Origin of the sequence: Alistipes sp. CAG:268, assembly GCA_000434235.1 — a bacterium.
GTDB classification, from domain to species: domain Bacteria; phylum Bacteroidota; class Bacteroidia; order Bacteroidales; family Rikenellaceae; genus Alistipes; species Alistipes avistercoris.
In genome coordinates, this window is sequence record FR892023.1 from 158,320 (window position 1) to 175,351 (window position 17,032).

The following is a 17,032-nucleotide window of genomic DNA, read 5'->3' on the forward strand; positions in this document are numbered from 1 at the left end:
CGCCTGCTGAACCAGCAGTTCAAGGAGGCGATCGAGGATTTCGACAAGTTCATCCGCCAGGAGGACAAGGTGGCCGACGCCTTCATCTGCCGGGGTCTGAGCTACCTCCACCTGAAGGACACGGTACGCGCCTACGAGAACTTCAACACGGCCATCCGCACCAACCGCGAGGATCCCAACGGATACAACCGCCGCGGAAGCCTTTACCTCGAGCAGGAGCGGTACAAGGAGGCCGAAGAGGATTTCGACAAGGCCATCTCGTGCGACTCCTCCTACCTGCTCTCCTACTTCAACCGCGCACTGGTCTACTCATCGACCAACCGCCCGATGAAGGCCCTGGCCGACTTCGACAAGGTGATCCGGCTCGACTCGACCAACTCGCTCACCTACTTCAACCGCGCCATACTCCGTTCGCAGATCGGAGACTACAACCGCGCCCTCGAGGATTACGACAAGGTGGCGCTCTACTCGCCCAACAACGTGCTGGTCTACTACAACCGCGCCAGCGTGTACGCCCAGCTCGGCCAGATCGAGAAGGCCGTGGCCGACTACACCTCGGCCATCGAGCTATACCCCGACTTCGCGAACGCCTACACCTACCGCGGCCGGCTCAAGATGCTCCTGCGCGACCCCGAGGGGGCGCGCAAGGACGAGCAGACCGCACAACGCAAGATCGCCGAGTACAAATCGCGCCTGAGCGACAGCACCTACTCGATCTATGCCGACACGACNNNNCCCCCTACGCGACCGACGCCGCCCCGCGCCCCCGCTCCCCCCGCCTGCTCTCGTTCGACAGCAAGTTCGCGGGAGGCAGCTTCGACCGCATCACGGGACACAACGGCGGCCATGAGGAGATGCGCCTGCTGCCGCTCTTCAAGTTCACGCTCATGCAGCCCGACTCGGTGCCGGCGCCGCAGCCCTACCGCCTGCAGCGCGTCGAGGACTTCCTCCGCAAGGTCGGCAACACGCGGCTCGCACTCTCGTGCCGCGAGAGCAACATCACGCCCGATTCGCTCGTGATGCTCGACAAGCAGTGCGCCGAGCTGCTCCGCAACGGCGACACGTCGTGGACCCGGCTCTTCGAGCGCGGCGTGACGCAGGCGCTCATCAAGCAGTACACCAACTCGGTGAACACCTTCTCGGCGGCCATCGACGAGAACCCCTCGAATCCGTTCCTCTACCTGAACGGCTCGACGACCCGCGCCGAGATGATCGACTTCATCTCGTCGATCGACAACTCCTACCAGCGGATCACGATCGACTCGGATCCGGCAAACCGGCTCAACACCAACTCGAAGCGCACGTACAGCTACGACGAGGCGGTAGCCGACCTGAACAAGGCGATCAAGCTCTTCCCCGACTTCGCCTATGCCTACTACAACCGGGCGAACCTGCAAGCCCTCTCGGGACAGCTGCCCGAGGCATTCGAGGACTACTCGAAGGCCATCGAACTGAATCCCGCATTTGCCGAGGCGTACTACAACCGCGGCGTGATCCAGATCTTCATGAAGGATACCCGGAAGGGATGCCTCGACCTCTCGAAGGCCGGAGAGCTGGGAATCCTCGAGGCCTACGAGGTGCTCAAGCGCTACGCACAGATGGAAGACTAATCAAAAACCAAACGATATGGCAGAAACTATCCAACGCAAATTCCTCAACGACTCGCCCGTCGCCCGATGGACGGCTCTGGTGCTCATCGCACTGATGATGTTCTTCGGCTACATGTTCGTGGACGTCATGTCCCCGCTCAAGTCGCTCATTGAATCGGCCCGCGGCTGGGACAGCGGAACCTTCGGTACCTATGCCGCCTCGGAGTATTTCCTCAACGTATTCGTCTTCTTCCTCATCTTCGCGGGCATCATCCTCGACAAGATGGGCATTCGTTTCACCGGCCTGCTCTCGGCGTCGCTCATGGTCATCGGCGCCTCGATCAAGTTCGTCGGCATCTCCGAATGGTTCCAGGGCACCGGACTCTGCGCCTGGCTCGACAGCTGGTGGGTCTCCTTCCCGGGCAGCGCCAAGATGGCCTCGCTGGGCTTCATGATCTTCGGATGCGGGTGCGAAATGGCCGGAACAACCGTCTCGAAAGCCATCGCCAAGTGGTTCAAGGGCAAGGAGATGGCCCTGGCCATGGGTCTTGAGATGGCCATTGCGCGTCTGGGCGTATTCGCCGTCATGTGGCTCGCCCCGATGATCTCGAACCACTTCGACAAGTCGGTCGTAGCCCCCGTGGCCTTCTGCACCGTACTGCTGATCATCGGCCTGCTCTGCTACACCGTATTCGTCTACATGGACCGCAAGTTCGACCGGCAGCTCATCGCAGCCGGGGAGCTCAAGGAGGAGAAATCCGCCGACGAGGAGTTCCACGTCAGCGACCTCAAATACATCTTCGGCAGCAAGATGTTCTGGCTCGTGGCGCTGCTCTGCGTGCTCTACTACTCGGCCATCTTCCCCTTCCAGCGCTATGCGCCCAACTTCCTCGAGGTGACGCTCGGCATCGACGCCGAATCGGCGGCACGCCTCTTCAGTTGCTTCCCCATCCTGGCCATGGTGCTCACCCCCTTCCTGGGAGCGCTACTCGACTTCCGCGGCAAGGGCGCCACGATGCTCATGGTCGGCGCCGTCATCATGATCGCCTGCCACCTGAGCTTCGCCTTCCTGCTGCCCGCCTTCCCGTCGAAGTGGCTGGCCCTGCTGCTTGTGGTGACGCTCGGCGTGTCGTTCTCGCTCGTTCCCGCAGCCCTCTGGCCCTCCGTGCCGAAGATCATCGATGCAAAGATCCTCGGATCGGCCTACTGCCTCATCTTCTGGATCCAGAACGTAGGTCTCTGCCTCGTGCCGCTGCTCATCGGCAAGGTACTCGACGCAACGGGCGGCTACACCGTGCCGATGATCATCTTCTCTTCGTTCGGCGTGCTGGCGTTCATCTTCAGCTTCTACCTCAAGATCGAAGACCGCAGAAAGAATTACGGACTCGAAAAACCCAATATCATCTGAACCATGCAAGACAATCTGAACTACTCGTGGAAACAGACGACCGCCGATCTGTACAAGGCTGTCAAGATCTATACGTTCGCAGCCATCGCTGCCACGATCTTCGGCTTCATCGGATCGATCGGCAATGCCGCTTCGGCTCTCGCGTCCCTGGCCGAGGGTAATCTCTCGGGCGGAGGCTTCGGCTTCTGGGATGCGCTTGAAATCCTCGCCACCGTGGCCCTTGTCTACGGATACTGGCTCTTCATCAAGTCCCTCGACATCTTCAAGGGACAGGTGAACCCGGCCGATGCCCCGCGCATCGGTTCGATCCGCACGGCCACCATCCTCTCGATCGTAGGCGCCATCGTTGCCTGCATTCCGCTGCTCGGCTTCGTCGGCGGTATCCTGAACCTCATCGCATGGATCCTGCTCCTGATCGCCTACTCGAACCTGAAGAACTCCATGACGCTTCCCGAAGGGGCGCGCCGCGGCATGTCGAAACTCTTCACGGCCATGATCCTCGGAATCATCGGCTGGGTCGTAGGCCTCATTCCGCTGGTAGGCGGAGTCATCGAGACGATCCTCGAGATCGTGGCCTTCTTCATCGTACTTTCGGGCTGGAAGTGCGTATCCGAATCGGAGGAACCTGCAGCCAAGGCCTGATCGCCGACGACGGCACGCGACAAAGGGAGGAGATCGTGAGCCGGCCGGAATGTCATCGAGTCCGACAAATCCGGCCGCCGTCCGAACCACAGACGCTCGGCCCGTCACAGGCAACCGAACCGAAAAGGGCGGAACCCGACAATGGGTTCCGCCCTTTTTCGTCATCGCGACAGCCATGCGGCCGGCGCCTACTGCTGCTGCGCGGCGACCGTCCGGTAAAGCTCCGTAATGCGCGAGCACATCTCCTCCCATGAGAAGCGCCTGCGCTCGACGGCGCAGTTCTGCCGGAAGCGCTCCAACGTATCCCCCTCATACATGCGGTCGATTGCTGCGGCAACACCCTCGGCCGTCGGCGGGCAGACATACCCTACCCGGCCGTCGGGCACGATCTCGGCCAGTCCGCCGACCCGCGTCACGACCATCGGCGTGCAGAACTGATAGGCGATCTGCGTCACGCCGCTCTGCGTTGCCGTCTTGTAGGGCTGCACGACGAAGTCGGCGGCAGAGAAGTAGTACTTCACATCGGCATCGGGAATGAAACGGTCGTGCAGCAGCACCTCGTCCTGCAACCCGTGATCGGCGATCCGCTTCAGGTAGGGTTCGCGGGCCGTATAGAACTCCCCGGCCACGACCAGCCGGCGGCCCTCCGTGCGGCCGCTCCGCTTAAGCTCCGCCCAAGCATCGAGCAACAGGTCCAGACCCTTGTAATCGCGGATCAGGCCGAAGAAGAGCACATAACGCAACGCCGGGTCGAAACCCAGGCGGGTGCAGGCCTCGGCACGCGGTACGCGCTCACCGAAGTTCTCGAAGAGGGGATGCGGCGAGAAGAGCGCCGGAACCCGGGTGTAGGCCTCCAGCTCGCGATGGACCTGCTCGGACATGTAGACGAAGCCATCGACCGTGCGCAGGAAGTAGCGGTTGAAGATCCTGTCGGTCAGGTGGTGTTCGTGCGGCTCGACGTTGTCGATCTGGCAGAGCACCTTCGTATGGCCGTTTCGGCGCGCCAGGCGAGCGATGGTGCCGAAGCAGGGGGCCATGAAGGGGGTCCAGTACTTCAGCAGCACGAAATCGGGCCGGTCGCGGCGGATCTGCCGCCCGACCCGCCACCAGTTGAACGGATTGACCGTATGGACGCAGCGGGTGATGTGCAGATCGCCCGGCGGCGGGGTCGTCACGGTCTGGCTCTTCCCGGGAAAGAGCAGCGACGGATATTGCAGTGTGAAGGTCCGAATCAGAACCTCGTCGCCACGGCGCAGGAACGTGCGCGCCATGATCTCCATGATCGAGGCCAGACCGCCCCGATAGGGATGCGCCGGACCGAGAATCGTTATCTTCATAATTGCGTTGAGATCGGGTTGTCTATGCGTCCGGAATCATTCGCCCCAGGCGATGGAGGCCCGCACGGAAGCCGTGGCTCCGCCGTCGGAGGAGATCTCGAAGAGGGCCGACCGCTCGTGCAGCTCGCAACCCACGGTCAGCGTCTGCCCGTAGCGGCACTCCTTCAGGAAGTGGATGTCCAGGCGCACGGGGGCCTCCTGCGTCAGCATCTCGATGGGCAGCTGGTCGAGCATCATCTCGATGTAGCGCATCGTATTGACGTGCCGGTTGAAGTCGATGTCGCTGTAGACCACCCGATGTTCGGTGCACTGCGTCGGCGTCACGGAACGGATCTTCCGCGGCCGGTCGGTCGGCGAAGGCTCCTGCACGATGGCGTCGGCATGGGCGTCGCCCACCCACGAGAGATCGACCGCCGTACGGCTCCTGAGGTCGATCATCGCCCACTGCGAGACGGCCCGCCCGAAATCGACGCCCGAGGCGTCGCACAACGTGAAGTTACGCGTGGAGAGCACGCGGCCGTAGTCGCTGATCCACGTGGAGATAGTATAGTCGGTATACTGGGTCGGACGCCGGTCGAATTCGATCGCCATGCGCGAAAGCACCCACGAATGGTTGTCGGCACTGAGGGTATCGACCCCGAAGCCCTTGCCGTGGGCGTCGGCCCCGGCCGTATTGAGGATGGCCGAGCCCAGCGACGGAATCGTCGCCCGCAGCGTGAAATCCACATCCTGCGGCTCGACCCGGAAATTGTAACGCGATTTTTCTGCCATGTCCGGTTCGTTTTCAACCCGGGCACCATGTCCGGGAATCAGACAAAGATACGAATTTTTCACGCATTTTCCGAATCCTGCCGTCCGAATCGAAAAACAGGATACAGGGCCGATATAACTCCGATATGAAAGTTTTTTTTCGGTCAATTTATCGTTTTTCGATAAATATTATTTGTTTTTCAAAAATATTGACTTATATTTGCATGACAGGAATTCAAGTTGAAACAAGATGCAGAACAAAAAAACACTGCTCCATCGGCTTCTGGTGATCTACATCACGTTCTTCATCGTCCTCGTGGCCAGCATCGCCCACAACCTGCTGACCGACTTTTCGCGCGGGGCGTCGGAAGGATTCGAACTCGGCGAAAGCATTGCCGAAAAATGGAGCTCCGGAACACCCCGGATGATTTACGTGCTGAACAACATCCGCATCACCGAAACCCCCGAATGCCCGCAAACCGCACCGGCAGGACAGCCCGGATGCGAACTCGACGTACGGGTTTCGAAAATCGACCTGCATGTCGAGCAGGACGCCACCGGAGTATCGCCTCTCGGCCTGGCTTTCCGCTCGATCGGCGGCAGCGGATGGATCTATGCGATGGTGATGGTTTGCCCGTTGTTCTACCTGGCGATCATCGTCCTGATGTTCATGATCATCCACTCGCTGCGCCGCTCGATCCGCGAGGAACGGACGCTCGACCGGCGCAACGTCTGGTACCTGCGAACGATCGGACTGCTCACGATCGCCGTGGAGCTCATCGGCAACATCGTCGATTGGATCATGAATCGCCGTGCCGCCGTGCTGCTCGCCGATTCGGGATTCACGGTGGACACCTCGTTCCACTTCTCCTACCTGATGATCATCATGGGCATCCTGATCCTTTTCGCCGCCGAGGTCTTCGCCATCGGACAGAACCTCAGCGAGGAGCAGAAGCTCACGATATAAACGCACTCGTCCGACCATGCTGACAATACAACATACAACCTACAAAAACAACGGGAGGGGGTCGATATGGCGATAATCATTAACATCGATGTGATGATGGCCCGGCGGAAAATCTCGCTCGGCGAACTGGCCGAACGTGTGGACATCACCCCGGCGAACCTCTCGATCCTCAAGAACGGAAAGGCACGCACCGTCCGCTTCTCGACGCTCGAGGCCATTTGCCGCGAACTCGATTGCCAGCCCGGAGACATCATCGAATACCGGCCGGAAAGCGGGCCGCAGAAAACGGACGGCGACAAGGAGTGATCCCGCCCGCAGCAAACCGAAAGAAATGACAACCCAATTTATTATGCCTATGAAAAAACTGATGATGCTTGCCCTCGCGCTCTTCGCCGCGGGCGGAGCAATGGCACAGATGAATCCGATGCAGCCGATTCCGGCAGACAAGGATCTCCGCACCGGAAAACTCGAAAACGGACTCACCTACTACATCCGGCACAACGAGAAGCCGAAGGGTCAGGCCGATTTCTACATTCTCCACGACGTGGGAGCCATCCAGGAGGATGACGACCAGCAGGGCCTGGCACACTTCCTCGAGCACATGGCCTTCAACGGAACGAAGAACCTCCCCGGCAAGCAGATGATCGAATATCTGGAGACCGTGGGCGTCAAGTTCGGATACAACCTCAATGCGGCCACCAGCTGGGACTACACCGTCTACAACATCTCCGACGTGCCGACCGCACGCCAGGGGGTCATCGACTCGGCCCTGCTCGTACTGCACGACTGGTCGCACTTCATCGCACTGCAGCCCAAGGAGATCGACTCCGAGCGCGGAGTCATCATGGAGGAGCTGCGCACGCGCGACGGTGCTTCGTGGCGTTCGACGATGAAGCTGCTGCAGGCACTCGGCAAGGGAACGAAATACGAGCACCGCAACCTGATCGGCTACCTCGACGGACTGAAGGGCTTCGAGCATGACGCCCTCGAGCGCTTCTACCACAAGTGGTACCGCCCGGACTATCAGGCCGTGATCGTGGTCGGCGACATCGACGTAGATGCCGTCGAAGCACAGATCAAGACGCTGATGGCCGACATTCCCGCCCCGGCAGCCGACGCCGCACAGAAGGAGGTGATCGAGGTGCCCGACAACGAGGAGCCGATCGTGAGCATCTACACCGATCCCGAGATGCAGGGAACGAAGGTACAGCTCTTCATCAAGCGTCAGGCCATTCCCGAGCAGTTCAACAACACGATTGCCGGTGAGATGACCGACGTCATCGAGTCGTTCCTCTCGACGATGGCCAACGCCCGGATGCAGGAGATCGCCATGCAGGCCGACGCACCGTTCATCGGCGGATACATCGGTAGCGGCGACGTGATCGGCATCATCCCCACGCTCAACGCTACGGCCGCCGTAGCCGTGACGCAGGACGGACAGCTCGCACGCGGCTTTGAGGCCCTCTACACCGAGCTGGAGAAGATCCGCCGCTACGGATTCACGCAGGGTGAGTTCGAGCGCGCCCAGGAGGACCTGATGCGCCAGGCCGAGCGTTCGTACGCCAACCGCAACGATCGGACCAACGAATCGTATGTCAATACCTACCTCCAGGCCTACCTGAAGAATACGCCGACGCCCGACGCCGAGACCGAATGGCAGCTCGACAGCCTGCTCATCAAGTCGCTCAACGTCGATGCCATCAACGCATTCGCACAGCAGACGATCATGCCGGAGAACCAGGTGATCATCGTGACCGCTCCCGAGAAGGAGGGCATCGTGACCCCCACCGAGGAGGAGCTGCTCGCCATCCGCGACAAGGTGGCTGCTGCCGAGATCGAGGCATACGAGGACGATGTCGTGAAGGAGCCGCTGATCCCCGAGGGCACCGTGCTGAAGGGTTCGCCCGTGAAGAAGACGGCACAGAACGAGCCCTACGGAACCATCGAGTGGACGCTCGCCAACGGCACGCAGATCGTCGTGAAGCCCACGACCTTCAAAGCCGACGAGGTGCAGCTCAATGCACAGGCCAAGGGCGGTCTTTCGATACTCTCCGACGAGGAGTACTACATGGGTGAACTGCTGCCCGCCGTCGTCTCGATGTCGGGCGTGGGCAAGTTCTCGGCAACGGAACTCCGCAAACAGCTCTCGGGCAAGTCGGTCGGTGTCAGCCCCGCAACCAGCGAATATGCCAGCGTAATGGGCGGAAGCTGCTCGCCCCGCGACATCGAGACGATGCTGCAGCTCGTATACCTGAGCTTCACCCAGCCGCGTTTCGACCGCACCGACTACGACAACCTGATGAAGATGCTCGAGGCTCAGCTGGCCAATGTCGAGTCGAACCCCGACTACCTGATGCAGAAGGAGACGATCGACGCCCAGTACGGCCACAACCCGCGCCGACAGATGCTCGGCAAGGAGCAGCTCGCAGGCTTCTCGTTCGAGGCCCTGCCCGCCATCTACAAGAAGCTCTTCCCGGATGCCAACAGCTTCCGCTTCACGTTCGTGGGCAACATCGACCCCGAGGTGCTGAAGCCCCTGGTGGAGAAGTACATCGGTTCGATCCCCGCATCGAAGAAGCCCATGACGTTCGTGGACGACAAGGCATATCCCGTCGAGGGCGAGGTGAACGACACGTTCACGGCCAAGATGCAGCAGCCGAAGGTTTCGATCAACTACACCTTCACGGGTGAGTTGGACTACACGATCGAGAACAAGCTGGCCCTCACCTACCTCACGCAGGCGCTCTCATCGCGCTACCTCGTATCGGTACGCGAGGAGAAGGGCGGTACCTACGGCGTACAGGTCTACGGATCGACCGAGTACATCCCGCGCGAGACCTACTCGATGACCATCGCATTCGACACCAACGACGAGATGGACGACGAGCTGTGCGAGATCGTAATAGCCGAGCTCAAGAAGATCGCCGAGGAGGGCCCGCTGACCGAGGATATCGAGAAAACGCGCGAATTCCTCCTCAAGGACTGGCAGAACGGTCTCGAGCAGAACGGCACGTGGATGCGTTACCTGCAGATGAAGTACGGCTCGGGCCTCGACTATGTGGCCAACGGCGAGCAGGCCATCCGCACGGTTTCGAATGCCGACGTACAGAAGCTGGCCCAGAAGATCCTCGAGGACAACAACCTCGTGAAGGTGGTGATGCGTCCCGAGGCTGCCGAGGAGTAAGCAGCTGCGAATCTACCCTTTCGACCAAAGGCGGCCCCTTGCGGGTCGCCTTTGGCGTTTTTTGCAGGATGCCGAAATGCATCCGTGCGGAGTGCCGGAAGAGGATTGGAGGCACGGATCGGAACAGCGGGAAACGACAGCAAACAGACGGAAGCGAAACGCCAGGGGCTCGGACGGAAGGAGACCGGCTCAGACTGCAGGAAGAACCGAGTGAAAGAGTAACGGAGAGGAAGGCAGGACGGAAGGAAAGATGGGACGGAAGGGAATGCCGGAAACAAAAAAAGAGATGTCCCCGAAATTCGGAGACATCCCGTGTTATCGAAGTCGATGGCGGGGCCGCAAGGATCATCGGCTGCCATCCCCGACAGGGAGGGGATCAGCGGATCCGGTCGGCGTCGCGCACCAGCAGCTCGTCGTGGAAGATGGCACGGGCCGCCAGGAAGGCGAACAGCAGGCCGACGAGCGGCAGGGCAATGGCAGGCTTGAAGCCCTGCGTGTGGAACGCCATGTCGGAGAAGATCCGGCTGCTCAGGAAGTAGTAGATACCCTCCATGGCCGTAGCGCCGATCAGGAGCACCATCTCCACCACACAGAGGCGGATCTGAAGCAGGCGCCGTTTGTAGAGGAAGATCGTCACGAGCGGAAGCAGGCAGGCCAGCACGAGCAGGATACCCATGTAGGCGGTCGATTGCGACACCGAACCGTCGAGGCTCTGCAACGAGAAGGAGTAGAGGCGGAACTCGCCCATCTCCCCCGCAAACCAGGCCAGCGGGGCGAAAATCGTTACGGCCATCAGGGCCGTCAGAATCAACAGATAGAGGGTTTGGATGCGTTGTATCATTTCAATTCAGCGTTTGATCGATCAAATACTTGTTGCGGTCCGACGAACTGCGGTTGATCAGTTCGCCGATGAACCCCGCGAGGAAGAGCTGGACGCCCAAAATGACAGCCAGGATGGCCAGGTAGAAGAGCGGCTGGTCGGCAACCGGTCGCAGCGGGAGGGCATGAGCCTGCTTCCACAGCTTCTCGGCGATGATCCACACCGTCGTAGCACCGCCGAGCAAGAACATCACCGTGCCCAGGCCTCCGAAGAAATACATCGGCGAACGGCCGAAATGCGACATGAAGAGCACCGAGATGAGGTCGAGGTAACCCTTGACCATCCGCTCAAGGCCGAATTTCGAATGTCCGTATTTGCGGGCATGATGGTCCACCACCTTCTCGCCGATCCGGCGGAAACCCGCCTGCCGGGCCAGCACCGGGATAAACCGGTGCATCTCGCCGTAGACCTCGATCGACTTGACCACCTTGCGGCGGTAGGCCTTCAGGCCGCAGTTGAAGTCGTGCAGGCGGATGCCCGTCGCGGCACGTGCCGTCCAGTTGAAGAACTTGCTCGGCCACCGCTTGCCGATCGGGTCGTGGCGCTTCTTCTTCCAGCCCGAAACCAGGTCGTAACCCTCCTCGAGGATCATGCGGCGCAGGGCGGGGATCTCCTCGGGCGAATCCTGCAGGTCGGCGTCCATGGTGATCACCACCTCACCGCGCGCGGCCGCAAAGCCGCAATAGAGGGCGGCCGACTTGCCGTAGTTGCGCGAAAAACGGATGCCACGCAGCGTCGGATACTGCGCGGCCAGGCGCTCGACAACGGCCCACGAGCCGTCGGACGAGCCGTCGTCCACGAGGATCGCCTCATAGGTGAAGGCATGGGCCGCAGCGACACGGTCGATCCACGCCAGCAGTTCGGGCAGCGACTCCTCCTCGTTGTAGAGCGGTACGACGACCGAGATGTCGGGATTACGCGTCTCCATTTCCACGCTCGGAGAAGATATCGGGATTGCGGCGCGTCAGGCCGGAGATGAACAGGCCGAAGAAGCAGCTCTGGAAGATGGAGCCAACGACCGACGAGACGACGACCCAGATCGGCGAGAAGAAGATCGAGCGCATCATCGGGGCGACCAGTTCGAGCTGCTGCTCGCTGTAGATCGTCGCCATGACCTGCATGTTCTCCTGAAGCATCGCCTCATAGCGGTCCGCGAAGAGCAGATTGCGGCCCACGATCTCCCATGCGCCCCACAGAATACCCGAGAAGCAGGCCATCCAGAAGATGAACTTCATGCACTGCCCGTAGCTGTAGCCCTCATCAGCCCCGTAGAGCGTCACGCGACGCCGCGTGAAAAAGTAGATCATCAGCACGATGACCACGACGGAGAGGAACGAGAGCAGCGGCGAGCGCCAGAAGAGCCCCGCCGTCGAGAAGAGGATCTGCGCGATGGCCATGAAAGCGCCGTATTTCGCCGCATCGTTCCAGAAATTCGTTTTTGTCATTTCCTTATCCTGTGTTTTGTCTTTACGTCATTGCAGTTCGCCCTTGCCCTCGCGAAGGATCTCGGGCTCGCCGTCCGTGAGGTCCACGACCGTCGTGGGGACGTTGTCGCCCGTGCCGCCGTCGATGACCAGCGCCACCTCGCGGCCGTAGCGTTCGTGGATCAGTTCGGGATCGGTCGTATACTCCACCACATCATCCTCGTCGCGGACCGACGTGGTGACGAGCGGGCATCCCAGCGTCTCGACGATCGCCCGGGCTATGGGATTGGCCGGAATGCGGACTCCGATTGTCTGGCGCCGCTCGAGAGCCTTGTCCGGCACGCGCGATGAGGCCGGGAGCACGAAGGTGAAGGGACCCGGAAGGTTGCGCTTCAGCACCCGGAAGGCCGCATTGTCCACACGGCAGTACTCGGCGACCTGGGCCAGGCCGGAGAAGACCACGGCGAAACTGCCCGTGCCCTTGTCGCGCAGGCGGCGCAGGCGCTCAATCGCCCGGGGCGACCGCAGCGAACAGCCGAAGGCATAGACGCTGTCGGTGGGATAGATGATGATCCCGTCGTGCTCGAGGGCCTCGACCACACGGCGCAACTCTCGCTCCGAAGGGTTCCGTTCGTAGATTTTCGTAATCATGCAAGGGCAAAGTTACGAAAATTTATTTGATTTTCCGCCGGTTCAGCTCGGCGCTGTAGGCCCGCGCATTGGCGTTGTGCTCACGCAGGGTCCGGGCGAAATTGTGGTAGCCGTCGAAAGTCGGGCGGGCGCAGAAGAAGAGGTAGTCGTGCTCCTCGAAGTGCAGCACCGCATCGATCGCATTCTTGCCCGGCATGCAGATCGGCGAGGGCGGCAGACCGCGGTTGATATAGGTGTTGTAGGGCGACGGGTATTTCAGGTGCTTGTGCAGGATGCGGCGCAGACCGAAATTCTGCATCGCGTATTTCACCGTCGGATCGGCCTGGAGCGGAATGCCCCGGCGCAGGCGGTTGATGTAGACCCCGGCGATGCGGGGCATCTCGTCCGTCTGGCGCGTCTCCTCGTAGACGATCGACGCCAGAGTCATCACCTCGAGCCGCGAAAGGCCGCTGCGCTGCCGGGCGGCATCCCGCTCGGGGGTCCAGAAGCAGTCGTATTCGCGCTTCATGCGGCGGACCAGCTCCTCGGGGCGGATCGTCCAGTAGACCTCATAGGTGTCGGGGATGAACATCGAGAAGAGGGTCAGCGAGTCGAAACCCACCTCCTCGGCCAGCTTCTTCGACTGCAGCACCCGCAGGATGGAGGTCGAATCGGCATCGAGCTGCCGGGCGAGCTTGCGGGCAAGCTGCTCGGGCGTGCGGACGTTGTTGATCGAGATGCGCACGGGCGTCTGCAGCCCCAGCTTGAACATCCGCGCCACCTCGATGACGCTCATGCCCGGCTCAAGCACGTAGTGTCCCGGCTTGAAGCTCCCGGCAAGGTCGAGCCTGCGGGCATAGCAGCGGAAAGCCGCACGGTGCCTGATGCGGGGCATCAGCGAATCGGTCAGCTCCTCATAGAAGGCGTGCGAGCCGACAAAAAGTTCGTAGCGTTCGGGAACGGCATTGCCCTTGAAGGCGACAACGAACAGCGCCACGACGGCGACGAGAATCAGAACGAGGCCTCCGAGAAGCGTGCGGAGCAAGTTTTTTCTGCGCATCTCACTTTTTTTTTGCAAAGATATAAAAAATTCCTACTTTTGTGCCCGGGTGAGTCTTATACGACCAGCTCCTACAGAATCCCCCAGGCGAGGAATCGAGCAAGGGTATGTGGTCGTAGCGGTGCGATATAAGGAGCTCACCCTTTTTTGTTTTACCAATAAGAAGGAAACCATGATACGTCTGAATGTATTCATCCGCACGACGGAAAGCAACCGCGAGGAGTTGGTGAACACGGCCCGCGAACTGGTGGCCGCATCGCTCAAGGACGAGGGCTGCGTGGCATACGACCTCTTCGAGAGTTCAACGCGCCGCGATGTCCTGATGATCTGCGAAACGTGGAGCGACGCCAAGGCGCTCGCCGCACACGAGCAGGCGGCACACTTCACCACGCTCGTTCCGCGCATCCACCAGTTGGGAGAGATGAAGATCGAGAAGTTCGTCTTCTGATCCCGCAGCAGGCAACAAGGCAACGGCCGGATTCCTTCGACAGGAATCCGGCCGTCTCGTTTCCGGAGCAGAGAGTCGGGATCACTCCCCGACGGCCCGGAAGGCATCCTTGTAAAGGCCGCACACGGGGCAGGTCCAGTCATCGGGAATCTCCTCGAAAGGGGTGCCGGGGGCAATACCCGTCTCGGGATCTCCCTTTTCGGGATCGTAGACATAGTCGCAGGCCGTGCAGGCATACCGCTTCGGAATACAAAGATCGGCCACCTTGCGCCAATCGACAAGCCCCCAGAAGGCCTCGACGAAATCGGCCCGGCGGTTGCGGTAGTCGATGTAGTAGGCATGCTCCCAGACATCGATCGTCAGTACGGGGCGCAGCCCTTCGGTCAGCGGATTGCCGGCATTGGAGCGGGCCAGGATCGAGAGACGTCCCGACCGGTCGGCGACAAGCCATACCCAACCCGATCCGAACAACCCGACAGCCGCCTGCGTGAATTTCGCGCGGAACTCCTCGACCGAGCCGAAGTCGCGGGCCAGACGCTCGGCCAGCCCGGCCGGCATGGGTGACGGATCGGGGGTCAGCATCCGGAAGAAGAACTCGTGATTCCAGGCCTGCGCGGCGTTGTTGAAGAGCGCACCGTCGGCCGTGCGCACGATCTCGTCGAGCGGCAACTCCTCGTAGGGCGTACCGGCGATCAGGCGGTTGAGGTTGTCCACATAGGTCTTGAGGTGCTTGCCGTAGTGGTATTCGAGGGTCTCCCTGCTCATCTTCGGAGCAAGTGCTTCCATCGCATAGGGAAGCTCGGGCAACGTGTGTTTCATCTTTTCGAAGGTTTTGGTTCGGGGGAAGATAACAAAAATTCCGGTCCGTTGTGACAACGAACCGGAAAAAGCGATACTTCGGACCGTTCGGGTCTCCGCCGAACGGACACCGCGTCAGAAATTGAGCTTGACACCCGCCGTGAAATGGGCTCCCAGCTCCGGATACCACAGGTATTCGTACAACTTGCGGTTGATCAGGTTGCGGCCCTCGGCAAAGAGGGTCACACGGTTCGAGACATGCCAGTCGAAGTGGACCCGGAGATCGACGCCGAACGGAACCTCGACCCACGAGACGGCATTGCGGATCTCCGCCGGACCGTCACTGCCAGCGATATGCTCGACATCGAAGACATTCCACGTGCGGCAGCTCTGCATCACGGCCTCCACCCCGAAGCCGATCTTGCGGCCGGCGTAGGTGACCCCCACATTCCCTTCGAACGACGGCGAGGCATTGGCCCAGCGCTCCTCGTCGTTGTAGATATAGCCGTGCAGGCCGAGGTCGAACTTCAGCGCGCTCGTCGGACGGTATTCCACCTCGCCGTTGAACGACGTGACGGTCTGGCGTCCCTGCATCGGGCGGAAAACGCCCGGCATCAGTTCACCCAGAAGCTGCGGTTCGCCGGCCGATGCATCGAGGAACCGGTAACGCTCGGCAAACCAGTAGACCCGGTTGTCGTGGATCGTGAAGCCGGCATAGAGGCGGTAGGCAAAGCGATCGCGCCCCAGCGTACCGCCCACACCGAAGCGGCCGTTGTAATCGACCGAGCTGCGGTCGAGCCACGCTGTCTCGGAGAGGAAGGGATTCGCCCCGGCCAGCGACCGGAAGCTGTTGTCGCGGACGTCGCCGTCGATCTCGATGAACGGCTTCAGGCTGCGCGTCCCGAGGTTGATATCGAAATGGGCATAGGGAATCACATAGTTGCCCGTCTTCACGATCGGATCGGGGTCGGCGGCCGACTCGACGCGGTCGTGGTAGAAGTCGGCACCGATCTCCATGCGGATGACATCGCCGTCGATGCCGTAGCGCAGACCGGCACGGATCGTCTGCTGGTTGCTGCCGCCCAGATCGCGGCGGCCCGCCAGGTAGTCATACCCTACCCCGGCCGAAAGCATGTGGCGGCCGAAAGCCCGGGCGATACGCCCGAAAGCTGTCAGCGAAGTCTGACCGTAGGCCGCATCGAAATCCCGCTCGGAGTGGTCGAAGAAGAGGCTTCCGCCCACGCCGACCTCGAAATTCGTGCGCTCGAGGTTCTGGAAGTCATCGCCGATCCGGATATTCAGGCGCGCATCGCCGTAATCGTTCATCCGTCCCGGCTCGAAATCGCGCTCGCCAAGGTCCAGCCCCGGGGTGGCCCAGGCCCCGTAGCGGTGGAACATCCGGTTGTCGTAGGAGAGTTCTCCCTCGAGCACGTGCCGTCCGAGGTATTTGCCCGCGGCAACGCCCGCCCGGTTGTACATCCGCAGCGAGTTGTATTTGCCCCCGAAGTCGTTCTCGATGTCGGCATACCGCCCCTCGTGGTTCACGTAACCGATCAGATAGCCCGTCGAGGGGTTTTGCGTCGAGGCGTAGAAGTCCAGCACCGAATTGAGCGGATAACCCGCACCGGCCTTCAGGTAGAAGGGCTGCGGACGGTTGAACTCCCAGTAGGTTACCGTCGCCGGCCGGATCGGACGCGTCGTGAGCGTCGTCTGCAGCGACAGCGGCGTAATCGTATAGTCGATCTCGGGGCGAATGCGCGTCGTGTCGGTCATATCCGGCTCGACGGGCAGTTTGGCCGCGCTTCCCACACGCGGCACATAGGCCTTGGTCACTTCGACCTGCTTCTCGACCTGGGCCGCGCCCATCCGCGGCAGCGCCGCCAGCAACAGGGCGGCCAACAGCAGTTTTTTCATC

The 17,032-nt window shown here is 61.0% G+C and carries 15 protein-coding genes, 1 other RNA gene and 1 pseudogene; 8 read left to right on the forward strand and 9 right to left on the reverse strand.

The features are described from left to right. The 3 genes and pseudogenes from QZL63_RS11390 to QZL63_RS11400 form a co-directional block, all read left to right on the forward strand. Window positions 1-1,610, forward strand: a pseudogene (locus QZL63_RS11390) (tetratricopeptide repeat protein); the annotation flags it as partial. Between the two features lie 16 nt (window positions 1,611-1,626). Beyond that, complete coding sequence (locus tag QZL63_RS11395) at window positions 1,627-2,997, forward strand: MFS transporter (protein ID WP_022309417.1); 1,371 nt, start codon at window positions 1,627-1,629, stop codon at window positions 2,995-2,997. 3 nt (window positions 2,998-3,000) lie between these two features. Beyond that, a complete protein-coding gene (locus QZL63_RS11400; protein WP_022309418.1) occupies window positions 3,001-3,639 on the forward strand; it encodes a hypothetical protein in 639 nt (212 codons plus the stop codon). Between the two features lie 188 nt (window positions 3,640-3,827). On the opposite strand, the gene QZL63_RS11405 is transcribed toward QZL63_RS11400, so the two are convergent. Together QZL63_RS11405 and QZL63_RS11410 are read right to left on the reverse strand one after the other, a co-directional pair. Then, on the reverse strand, window positions 3,828-4,976 hold the full coding sequence (locus QZL63_RS11405; protein ID WP_022309419.1) for a glycosyltransferase: 1,149 nt from the start codon (window positions 4,974-4,976) through the stop codon (window positions 3,828-3,830). Between the two features lie 36 nt (window positions 4,977-5,012). Then, window positions 5,013-5,747: an acyl-[acyl-carrier-protein] thioesterase gene (locus QZL63_RS11410; RefSeq protein ID WP_022309420.1), complete on the reverse strand. Its 735-nt coding sequence runs from the start codon at window positions 5,745-5,747 to the stop codon at window positions 5,013-5,015. Window positions 5,748-5,976: 229 nt separating this feature from the next. Here QZL63_RS11410 and QZL63_RS11415 point away from each other — a divergent pair, with 229 nt between their 5' ends. From QZL63_RS11415 to QZL63_RS11425, 3 genes are all read left to right on the forward strand, one after another. Continuing rightward, window positions 5,977-6,693 (forward strand): DUF2975 domain-containing protein, encoded by a 717-nt coding sequence (locus tag QZL63_RS11415; protein WP_022309421.1) that lies wholly within the window; start codon window positions 5,977-5,979, stop codon window positions 6,691-6,693. Between the two features lie 66 nt (window positions 6,694-6,759). Then, window positions 6,760-6,999: a helix-turn-helix domain-containing protein gene (locus QZL63_RS11420; protein ID WP_022309422.1), complete on the forward strand. Its 240-nt coding sequence runs from the start codon at window positions 6,760-6,762 to the stop codon at window positions 6,997-6,999. A gap of 64 nt (window positions 7,000-7,063) precedes the next feature. Then, a complete protein-coding gene (locus QZL63_RS11425; RefSeq protein WP_022309423.1) occupies window positions 7,064-9,877 on the forward strand; it encodes a M16 family metallopeptidase in 2,814 nt (937 codons plus the stop codon). Window positions 9,878-10,253: 376 nt separating this feature from the next. On the opposite strand, the gene QZL63_RS11430 is transcribed toward QZL63_RS11425, so the two are convergent. Genes QZL63_RS11430 through mltG form a run of 5 tightly spaced genes read right to left on the reverse strand, consistent with a single transcriptional unit; the run spans window position 10,254 to window position 13,871 of the window. Then, window positions 10,254-10,718, reverse strand: a complete 465-nt coding sequence (locus QZL63_RS11430) for a DUF4293 domain-containing protein (RefSeq protein ID WP_022309424.1) — start codon at window positions 10,716-10,718, stop codon at window positions 10,254-10,256. Between the two features lies 1 nt (window position 10,719). After that, on the reverse strand, window positions 10,720-11,685 hold the full coding sequence (locus QZL63_RS11435; RefSeq protein ID WP_022309425.1) for a glycosyltransferase family 2 protein: 966 nt from the start codon (window positions 11,683-11,685) through the stop codon (window positions 10,720-10,722). Beyond that, window positions 11,672-12,202, reverse strand: coding sequence for a DUF4199 family protein (locus QZL63_RS11440; RefSeq protein ID WP_022309426.1), 531 nt, complete (start codon window positions 12,200-12,202; stop codon window positions 11,672-11,674). The genes QZL63_RS11435 and QZL63_RS11440 overlap by 14 nt, the downstream gene beginning before the upstream one ends. Window positions 12,203-12,229: 27 nt before the next feature. Continuing rightward, window positions 12,230-12,832 (reverse strand): L-threonylcarbamoyladenylate synthase, encoded by a 603-nt coding sequence (locus tag QZL63_RS11445; protein ID WP_022309427.1) that lies wholly within the window; start codon window positions 12,830-12,832, stop codon window positions 12,230-12,232. A 22-nt stretch (window positions 12,833-12,854) separates the two neighbouring features. After that, window positions 12,855-13,871 carry an endolytic transglycosylase MltG gene (mltG, locus tag QZL63_RS11450; protein ID WP_022309428.1) on the reverse strand — a complete coding sequence of 339 codons (1,017 nt, stop codon included), beginning with the start codon at window positions 13,869-13,871 and terminating at the stop codon, window positions 12,855-12,857. Window positions 13,872-13,918: 47 nt separating this feature from the next. Here mltG and ffs point away from each other — a divergent pair. Both ffs and QZL63_RS11460 read left to right on the forward strand, forming a co-directional pair. Beyond that, window positions 13,919-14,016: signal recognition particle sRNA small type (ffs, locus tag QZL63_RS11455), an RNA gene on the forward strand. Between the two features lie 27 nt (window positions 14,017-14,043). Next, complete coding sequence (locus QZL63_RS11460; protein ID WP_022309429.1) at window positions 14,044-14,319, forward strand: putative quinol monooxygenase; 276 nt, start codon at window positions 14,044-14,046, stop codon at window positions 14,317-14,319. An 81-nt stretch (window positions 14,320-14,400) separates the two neighbouring features. Here the strand turns inward: QZL63_RS11460 and QZL63_RS11465 are convergent, their stop codons facing one another. Together QZL63_RS11465 and QZL63_RS11470 are read right to left on the reverse strand one after the other, a co-directional pair. Beyond that, window positions 14,401-15,138, reverse strand: a complete 738-nt coding sequence (locus tag QZL63_RS11465; protein WP_022309430.1) for a Fe-Mn family superoxide dismutase — start codon at window positions 15,136-15,138, stop codon at window positions 14,401-14,403. Window positions 15,139-15,252: 114 nt separating this feature from the next. Further along, window positions 15,253-17,031: a hypothetical protein gene (locus QZL63_RS11470; protein ID WP_022309431.1), complete on the reverse strand. Its 1,779-nt coding sequence runs from the start codon at window positions 17,029-17,031 to the stop codon at window positions 15,253-15,255. Window position 17,032 lies beyond the last annotated feature (1 nt).